Annotated in this window: 3 protein-coding genes and 1 pseudogene; all 4 read left to right on the forward strand. The window is 48.8% G+C overall.

From position 1 onward, the window contains the following. Nucleotides 1–222 precede the first annotated feature (222 nt). Nucleotides 223–1326, forward strand: coding sequence for a slipin family protein (locus GC101_RS27435; protein WP_171719912.1), 1104 nt, complete (start codon nt 223–225; stop codon nt 1324–1326). Between the two features lie 136 nt (nt 1327–1462). Beyond that, entirely contained in the window at nt 1463–2257 is a 795-nt protein-coding gene (locus tag GC101_RS27440; protein WP_171719913.1) for a hypothetical protein, read from the forward strand. A 111-nt stretch (nt 2258–2368) separates the two neighbouring features. Further along, nucleotides 2369–2809 (forward strand): annotated as a pseudogene (ybiA, locus tag GC101_RS37040) (riboflavin biosynthesis intermediates N-glycosidase); the annotation flags it as partial. Between the two features lie 352 nt (nt 2810–3161). After that, on the forward strand, nt 3162–9328 hold a 6167-nt coding region (locus GC101_RS27450), incomplete at its 3' end, for an FIVAR domain-containing protein (protein ID WP_171719915.1).

Genomic DNA, 9328 nt, shown 5'->3' on the forward strand with positions numbered 1-9328 from the left:
CACTGCGGAAGGGCTTTGCAATCCGTGGATACCGATGGTGCGGCAACTGGGGAGGCTGTGGCAAGGATTGAAGGGAACGAAGGCCGGCTGAAGTAGGGTTAGCCTCGGACCTCAAGTAGTCCTCCCGGACCTCCCGGCAGGGCCGCCTGTCTCAAACGTGATTCCGCCTGAGCTGCAGCGGGATTCTGTCAGCCATTGGTCAAACATGAAGGAGGCATACATATGTTGAAGCAAATAACGATTCAAGCGGACCAGCGCGGTCTGCTCTTTCATAAGGGAAGTTATGTGAAGCGGCTGCTGCCGGGAACCTACCGTTACTTATCATGGTCGCAGCATACAGTGGCAGTACTGAATATTGCCAAACCGTTTGGTGTCGAGGGCAAAGACCTGCAGCTGTTCCTACAGGATGATGAACTCCTCCGGGAGCTCGATGTCGTACGCGTACAGGATCATGAGATTGTTCTGCACTATGAGGATGGCCAATTCATGCAGCTGCTGAAGCCGGGTGTGTATGCTTATTGGAACCTCCTGAGAAAGCACACCTTCGTACATACGGATATAGGGCAGCCGGAGCTGCCTGCCGGGATCGACCGCTCGATTATCTCGAAGCTTACTCCGTATGTGCAGTGCTGCGAAATCGCGAGCTACGAGCAGGGATTCCTGTTCTATGATCATACGCTCAAGCGGGAGCTTACGCCTGGTAAGTATTATTTCTGGAAGGGTCCGGTCTCGGTGCTGACGAAGACGGTCGATCTAAGACAACAGCAGATGGATCTGGTTGGCCAGGAAATGATGACAGAAGATAAGGTCTCGCTGCGTCTGAACTTCGTATGCCAGTACACCATCGTAAGTCCGCACCGCGTTCTGGAGATGAAGGCTTTTGACGAGCAGATACACATCCAGCTACAGCTCCTGCTCCGGGAATATGTCGGGACGCTGAAATTGGACGATCTCCTGAAACGAAAAGAGGATGTTGCCACATTCATTCTGTCCCGTATCCAGGAGAAGGAAGAGGCGTTCGGGGTGCGTTTCCTCGGGGCGGGGGTGAAGGATGTAATTCTGCCGGGGGAAATGAAAGACATCCTAAACACCGTGCTGCTCGCAGAGAAGAAGGCGCAGGCGAACCTGCTTACCCGCCGGGAAGAGACGGCTTCCACGCGCAGCCTGTTGAATACAGCGAAGCTGATGGATGAGAATCAGACACTGTTCCGTCTGAAGGAGCTGGAATTCCTCGAGAAAATATGCGACAAAATCGGCTCTATCTCTGTAACCGGCGGTGGAGACCTCCTGGAGCGGTTAAGCTCGCTTATCGGCAGTAATAAGTAGATCGCCTCCTGGCGGTCTATTTTAGTGCGGATAGATAGAATTAAGCTTAGTCAAAGTTCCGGAAAACAGGTAATTACATAGAAGCTATAGAACTAAGCTATAGAGCGGATTAAGCCAAACCCGAGGAAGTGACTCCATGGACAACAAAGCAAAGAAAATCCTCATGAACACCTTCTGGACCTCCGCTGGCTGGAAAAGCAGCCCTGCTGCCTTCACCGGTGAGGATTTCGACTATGCCAAAAGCAAAGGCCTGATGTTCGATCCTGTGACAATTACTCATGACGAGATTGTCTTGCGGCTGCATGAGCTGCATGGGGCGATTACCAAGGAGCGGGCAGCGGCCGCGTTCCTGCACAGTCTGTCGACGAAGAAGGTCTATTTGCGGAGCGCCCTGTCAAGCTGGGTTCTGACTTCCGCGCTACCAGTACATACTTATGAGCAGCGGAGTGTTGTCCGGCCCAATTATAGCAGCTGCGGGGATTGTAACTTTTACAGATTAATGTCAGACCGGGAATATATAAATAATGATCTGAATGTGCTGAATTTCGAACGGGTCAAATGGGGCGGTATTCGTCTGAACTGGCTTTTATACTGCTGGATGGACCTTGAATTATTAAGTAAAGAAGAAGAGTTCGAGGTTACCACCGAGGATACTGCCATACTCTCCGGGATGCTCGAAGCGATACGGGATTGTGCGGACCATGAGAGTGCGCGGATGCTGGAGAAGCGGTGGAAGGACGTAATTCCCTCCAGTAAGAATGAACGGGATGTGTTGATGGAGGTCTGGGGCTATGCCGGATTGCTGGTACCGCGGGACACACCCCGGAAGCGCAAAGGCGGGAGTCATGATTTTAACTCTATGGCGGAGTGGCAGGGAGAAGACGGCTATTCTCAGGAGGCGGTAGAGTTGTATTTCGGCGCGTTTTTGTAGATTTACTATGAACTTGAATGACGGTTAGATAATATAGGACAAGGAGGCACGCTCATTATGAACACCCCGGAACACATCCAGAAGATACTTGAAGACAACAGAAGAAAGCTGCTGGCTCTCAATCCCGAAGAACGCTTTATACGCTTCTATGAAACAGATAAGCCTTACGGTTGTTTCTCTAATTTTGCCAAGTACCCCATTGTGTTAAAAGGCAAGGCGTGGGCAACCACGGAACATTATTTTCAGGCGCAGAAGTTCACAGGCACTGAGCATGAGGAAGAGGTCCGGCTCGCCGGAACGCCGATGGAGACAGCACGGTTGGGGCGGGACCGGAGTAAGCCGCTTCGTTCCGATTGGGAAGAATGCAAGGTTGAGGTCATGAGAGAAGCGCTGATGGCTAAGGTTGAGCAGCATCCCGCTATAAAGTCCATCCTGTTGTCGACGGGCGATTGTACCTTAGTTGAACATACGGCCAATGATGCCTACTGGGGAGACGGCGGTAACGGCCAAGGCGGCAATATGCTGGGCAAGCTGCTGATGGAGATTCGGAACGGATTAGATGAATATGTGCCGGAATTCTTGCTGCCGCAATGGCTGGTGTATCCTGAAATTGAGCCGTTCAGCATTGGCTGGAGAATGGGGTATGGTGAAGATTACTTGATTCATTTACGGGAATGGAGAGAGCAGCAGTCGCCGGAGGCGCTGAAGGAGTACGATGCGTACTTCACTCCGCCGGAGGAGTGGGCTGAGGCTAAAAGAATCCAAGAGGAATATAGGAAAAAGAATAAGGATCAGGACTGAACCCCGTAGACAATCCATTACTTCATGCCGCCACCCTTCGTGGCGGTTTTCTTGTTTATTCTACGTTTAGCGCTGTCGTGTAGAATAAATTGATGTAGAAAAAATGAAAATAATGGAGGAAAAGGCATTGAGATTTAAACGGATAATCGCCTTGTTGCTAGTGTTTGCCATGGTCATACCGACGGGCTTGATACATGCGGCTGATCTGGTATTGAAAGAGGATGCAAATATAGTGAAGCAGATGCCTTCTGGTTTGACAGAGCTGGAAGGTATTATTGATGTTACGGATGAACCGTATGAGGCAGAGATAATTGTTACCTCTGCGTATGGGATATTGGCTTATAGTCCACAATCTGTCCAATTATCAATTGAGGAAGAAAATCCGGTAGGCAAGCGGATTGTGGGCAACAAACTGCTCATTGATCAAGGAGCTCCAGCTGGAACGATTACCATCAAAGCTGTATTGCCTGGGAATTATTACACTACTCATACTATTACTGTGAATTCAGGTGGGGGTACTCAGCAACCGGCGCAGCCAAGAATAGCCCATACGCTGCTGGATACAAGTGATCTTAATCATCTCATCGTAAGTGCAACGGCACTGGATGGCGGAATTCACAATGTACAGATAAGAACATTTTATAAGAATGCCTCAGGAATGGTAGGGGGAGACATTTCCAATCTGACCCGGGAAGGCAATAGTTCAGTATTTTCTGCAGACATTACCGATCAGGTCTCCAGTAAGATGAGAGATTCCAATGCCTATGAAATGACTTATTTCTTCACGATGTCTAATGAAGATGAGGAATTCCTGCAATATCCCGAGGTTATTGACATGAACTCGTTGGAGGGTGCTTTGACGGTTAAGCTGGCTGATCCACCGGATTTATCCACAGCAGCTATAGTCGAGCATACCCCGCCTGTTGTTACCAGTTTCGACAACATACCCGCTACATTCAAGATTACGCAGTTGCAGGAAGGCGAAGTTCCAACAATCAATGTCTATTACAGATCAGAATTAAATTCCAACAGTTTAAGTATAGTGAAGGGAATGGGCCAATTAACCCATGTGGACGGTGATACGTATACCGTTAATTTAGCTGACCCCGAATTTAAACAATTGAAAGCCCATACGATAGAGTACTTTATATCCACGAATCGGGGAAACCAATGGGTTTATTACCCGCAGGGCATGAATCCTTCTGCTCTTACCGGCTTATATAGCACCTCCATCCCACGCGAATTATACGGTTCGGAGGAACCGGAAGAGCCGGAAGAACCGGAGATAAAAAAGGCTGACTTAGAATCCAAAATTTTCGAAGCGTCCGACCTTTGGTTTAATAGCATTGAGGGGAACGGTGTAGGAGAATATTCTAGACAAGCAAGAGACGCTTTACTCGATGCCCTTATGCAAGCAGAAGATGTGTACTACTTTTCAGAAAATCAAATGCAAATTAACAATGCATATCAAATGTTATCCGATGCAATAGAGATATTTCGCGCGGCAGCAGTGACTCCGCTTCAGGCTATTATTAACGATGCACAATGGCAATATGACTATTACCCGATAGGGTCAGATTTCGATCAATATCCGGCTGAGGCAAAAAATGCGTTAGGAGCTGCTATTACTTCGGCTAAAGAATGGAATAATCCGACCTCTACCGAAGCTGAGCTAGATGCTGCCTATCAAGCTTTAGATGCCGCAATTACAAAATTCTTAGACTCCATAATTAAGAGGGGAGATCCCTCGGTACTCCAGGAGAAAATTGATGAAATTCACAACATTTTGATATTTACTTCGGAAGGGGATGGACCAGGACAGTATCCTTACTCAGCATACAGAGATTTGGATAGTGTCATCGATGCCGCAAATCATTTGATTTTTTATTCAGGAACCCAAGCACAAATTAATGAGGCATACGAGAATTTGAAGGACGCATTTCAAATTTTCCTGGATGCCAAAAATCCCGATGCAGATAAAGTCGCGCTCCAGGCTGCGATTGAGACTGCCAAGGCATTTTTGAACAACAATGTGGTAGGTACCAAAGTTGGACAATATCCGGAAAATTCGAAGAACATCCTCCAAGGTTCCATAGATGCTGCGTGGGAGACGTTAATCAACCTGATGTCTACACAAATTGAGGTTGATCAAGCGTTAACTTCTGTGAATAATACATTGGCGGATTTCAAGGCATCTGTCCTCGTACAAGGAAATCAGCTATTCCTTCACGTAACCATCATTGATGCGAAAGAGCTCCTGGATAATAGTCCAGTAGGAGAGGGTGCTGGTCAATTCCCATCTGATGCTATGCATGCACTTGAAGCAGCAATTGGTGTGGCGGAAACGGCAATCAGCGGACCGATGACGCAAGTCGAGCTTGATGAAGCGCGGCAAGTGCTGGAAACAGCAGTCACGACCTTTAAAGCTGCAGAAATCAAGGCAGTAGATAAAACAGCGTTACAGGGCAAAATTGACGACGCGACATCTGCTTACAATATGAGCCGGGTTGGCACTGATTTTGGAGAATATCCGGCTGAAGCAAAAACGGCTTTGAAGGCAGCCATTGACGCTGCTAAAGTTCTGATCGACAAGTCAGCAGCTTCGCAAGCTGAGATTGACGCGGCAACTCAAACACTAAATGCTGCAATTACAACCTTTTATGCTGCAGCGGTCGAAATGGGAGATTACCTTAAACTTCAAGAAAAAGTTATAGAAGCGCGATCCCTATATCGGGAAAGTCCACGAGGCGATGGGATCGGTGCATACCCAGATGCGGCATTTAATGACTTTGATGAAGCTATAGAGCTAGCTAATGAAATAGCGACCTATCTAGCCAGCCAAACCAAACTGGATAAGGCCCTCCAGGCATTATCGGATGCAATGGAGAAATTCGAAGAATCTGTAATTAAGGCGGGAGACAATACAGCACTACAAGCCGCAATTACTGAGGCGAAAATCCTCCTGGAGGGAAGTACTGAAGGAAATGCTGTAGGAGAATATCCGCTAGAAGCCATGGACTTACTGGCATCCGCGATTACAGATGCAGAAAACTTGGCAAATGAAGAAGCGACTCAAGTAGCAATGGATGAGGCTATCCTAACTCTGAACAACGCAGTTGCAGCTTTTGAAGCTGCGGTGATCAAGGAAGGGAACAGCACAGAGCTCCAACTCAAAATTGAAGCAGCAAGAAATCTTTTGAGTTTTAGCGCAGAGGGTGATCGTCCTGGAGAGTATCCGTCAGAAGCCTTCGATGCTTTGGATAAGGCTGTTGAAGCTGCCGAGACTCTGATGGATTCCCCCGGGACACAGCAACAGATTGATGATGCCCATCATGATTTGGTACAAGCAATCGAAGCTTTCGAAAATGCTAAGATTCAGGAGGGCGAGTATGCCCCGCTTCTAATGGCGTTATCGGAGGCAATGACACTCTATGATACTAGCCCGGAGGGCTACGGTGCAGGGCAATATTGGCCGGAGGTCAAAGAGTTGTTCATGACAGCCATTGAGGAGGCAAACATAGTAGCAGGCGGGCCGTCAACTCAAGAAGAAATAGAGGAAGCACTTCAAACACTTGCGGATGCGGTTGAAGATTTTCAGAAATCTGTAGTTCGTGCCGGGGACAGCACAAATCTTCAATTGGCCATTACGGAATTGACCACTCTTTTGAGCAACAGCAAAGAGGGGGATGACGCAGGAGAATATCCGGCAGGTTCAAAAGCGATTTTGCAGGCAGCGGTTACGGCAGCATCGAATGTGATCAGCGAACCGGCTACCCAGCAGGAGATTGACCAGGCTTATGAGGAACTGATAGATGCGGCAGGTATTTTCATCGCTAAAATAATTCCAGCGGGCAATATCTCGAAAGCTCTCGAAAAAATTTATGAGGTAGGCAGGCTTTTGGAGGCCAGCAAAGCAGGAACCGGAGTTGGACAATATCCGGCTGAGGCAATAGCAGCATTGGAGGCAGTATTTGATGCAGCGATTATTGTGGTCGATAAACCTTCTTCGCAAGTGAAGCTTGATGCTACTTACCAAGCCCTTGTAGACGCGGTCGATGTGTTTAAGAAGGCGCAGATACAGGCTGGCGATACTGAAGAAGCTGATGTGGTAGTGAGCAGCGCAGAAACGCTGCTGAGAGACAGCGTTGTAGGCGAAGGCGTAGGCGAATATCCGCTGGCAGCCAAAACGACACTGGAAGCAGCGATTGCAGCAGCCAAAGAAGTGTTTGAACAACCAGCGACACAAGCGCAGATTGATACAGCTAAAGCGGCGTTGGAAGCAGCGATCACAACTTTCAAGAATACAGTGAATAAAGAAGGCAGCAGCGAAGAAGCTGACGCAGTCGTGAGCGAAGCGGAAACGCTGCTGAGAGACAGCATTGTAGGCGAAGGCGTAGGCCAATATCCACTGTCTGCCAAAACAACACTGGAGGCTGCGATTGCAGCAGCCAAGGAAGTGTTTGAACAACCGGCAACACAAGCGCAGATTGATACAGCCAAAACAACATTGGAAGCAGCAATCAAGGCATTTGAAGCTGGGGTGAATAAAGAAGGCAGCAGCGAAGAAGCTGATGCGGTAGTGACCGAAGCAGGAACGCTGCTGGAAGACAGCGTTGTAGGCGAAGGCGTAGGCGAATACCCGCTGGCAGCCAAAACAACACTGGAAGCTGCTATTGCAGCAGCTAAGGAAGTGCTGGAACAACCAGCGACACAAGCGCAGATTGATACAGCTAAAGCGGCGTTGGAAGCAGCGATCACAACTTTCAAGAATACAGTGAATAAAGAAGGCAGCAGCGAAGAAGCTGATGCAGCTGTGACCGGCGCAGAAACGCTGCTGAGAGACAGCATTGTAGGCGAAGGCGTAGGCCAATATCCACTGTCTGCCAAAACAACACTGGAGGCTGCGATTACAGCAGCCAAGGAAGTGTTTGAACAACCGGCAACACAAGTGCAGATTGATACAGCTAAGGCGGCGTTGGAAGCAGCGGTCGCAACTTTCAAAAATGCAGTGAATAAAGAAGGCAGCAGCGAAGAAGCTGATGTGGTAGTGAGCAGCGCAGAAACGCTGCTGAGAGACAGCATTGTAGGCGAAGGCATAGGCCAATATCCACTGTCTGCCAAAACATCACTGGAGGCTGCGATTACAGCAGCCAAGGAAGTGTTTGAACAACCGGCAACACAAGCGCAGATTGATACAGCTAAGGCGGCGTTGGAAGCGGCAATTACCGCATTTGTAGCTAAGGTAAATGGAGCAGGTAGCAGTGAAGAAGCTGATGCGGTAGTGATCGGCGCAGAAACGCTACTGAAAGACAGCGTTGTAGGTGAAGGCATAGGTGAGTACCCGCTGGCAGCCAAAACAACACTGGAAGCAGCGATTGCAGCAGCCAAGGAAGTGTTCGAAAACCCTGCAACGCAGGCTCAGATTGATGAAGCCAAAGCAACGTTGGAAGCGGCAATCAGTACATTTGAAGCTGAAGTGAATAAAGAAGGCAGCAGCGAAGAAGCTGATGCAGCTGTGACCGAAGCAGAAGCTTTGTTGGTTGATGTGCCAGTAGGGGAAGGCGTAGGCCAATATCCGTCAGAAGCGGTCGACGTGTTAAAAGCAGCTATCAAGGCAGCCAAGGAAGTGTTCGAAAACCCTGCAACGCAGGCTCAGATTGACGAAGCCAAAGCAACATTGGAGGCGGCAATTACCGCTTTTGAAGCTGCAGTGAATAAAGAAGGCAGCAGCGAAGAAGTTGATGCAGCTGTGACCGAAGCAGAAGCTTTGTTGGTTGATGTACCAGTAGGCGAGGGCGTAGGCCAATATCCGTCAGAAGCTGTCGACGTATTGAAAGCAGCAATCAAGGCAGCGAAAGAAGTGTTCGAAAACCCGGCAACGCAGGCGCAGATTGATGCAGCCAAAGCAACATTGGATGCAGCAATCACGACATTTGAAGCTGCAGTGAATAAAGAAGGTAACAGCGAAGAGGCTGACGCAGCTGTGACCGAAGCAGAAACATTGCTGGTCGACGTGCCAGTAGGCGATGGCGTAGGTCAATATCCGTCAGAAGCAGTCGACGTATTGAAAGCAGCAATCAAGGCAGCGAAAGAAGTGTTCGAAAACCCGGCGACACAAGCGCAGATTGATGCAGCCAAAGCAACATTGGAAGCAGCAATGACGACATTTGAAGCTGCAGTGAATAAAGAAGGCAACAGCGAAGAGGCTGACGCAGCTGTGACCGAAGCAGAAACATTGCTGGTCGACGTGCCAGTAGGCGATAGCGTAGG

It is taken from the genome of Paenibacillus phytohabitans (assembly GCF_013141775.1).
In the GTDB taxonomy this organism is placed as follows: domain Bacteria; phylum Bacillota; class Bacilli; order Paenibacillales; family Paenibacillaceae; genus Paenibacillus_AQ; species Paenibacillus_AQ phytohabitans.

Excerpts from the sequence above, each read along its gene's own strand:
- GC101_RS27440 (WP_171719913.1), top strand. The coding sequence starts at position 1,463 with ATGGACAACAAAGCAAAGAAAATCCTCATGAACACCTTCTGGACCTCC.
- GC101_RS27435 (WP_171719912.1), top strand. The coding sequence starts at position 223 with ATGTTGAAGCAAATAACGATTCAAGCGGACCAGCGCGGTCTGCTCTTT.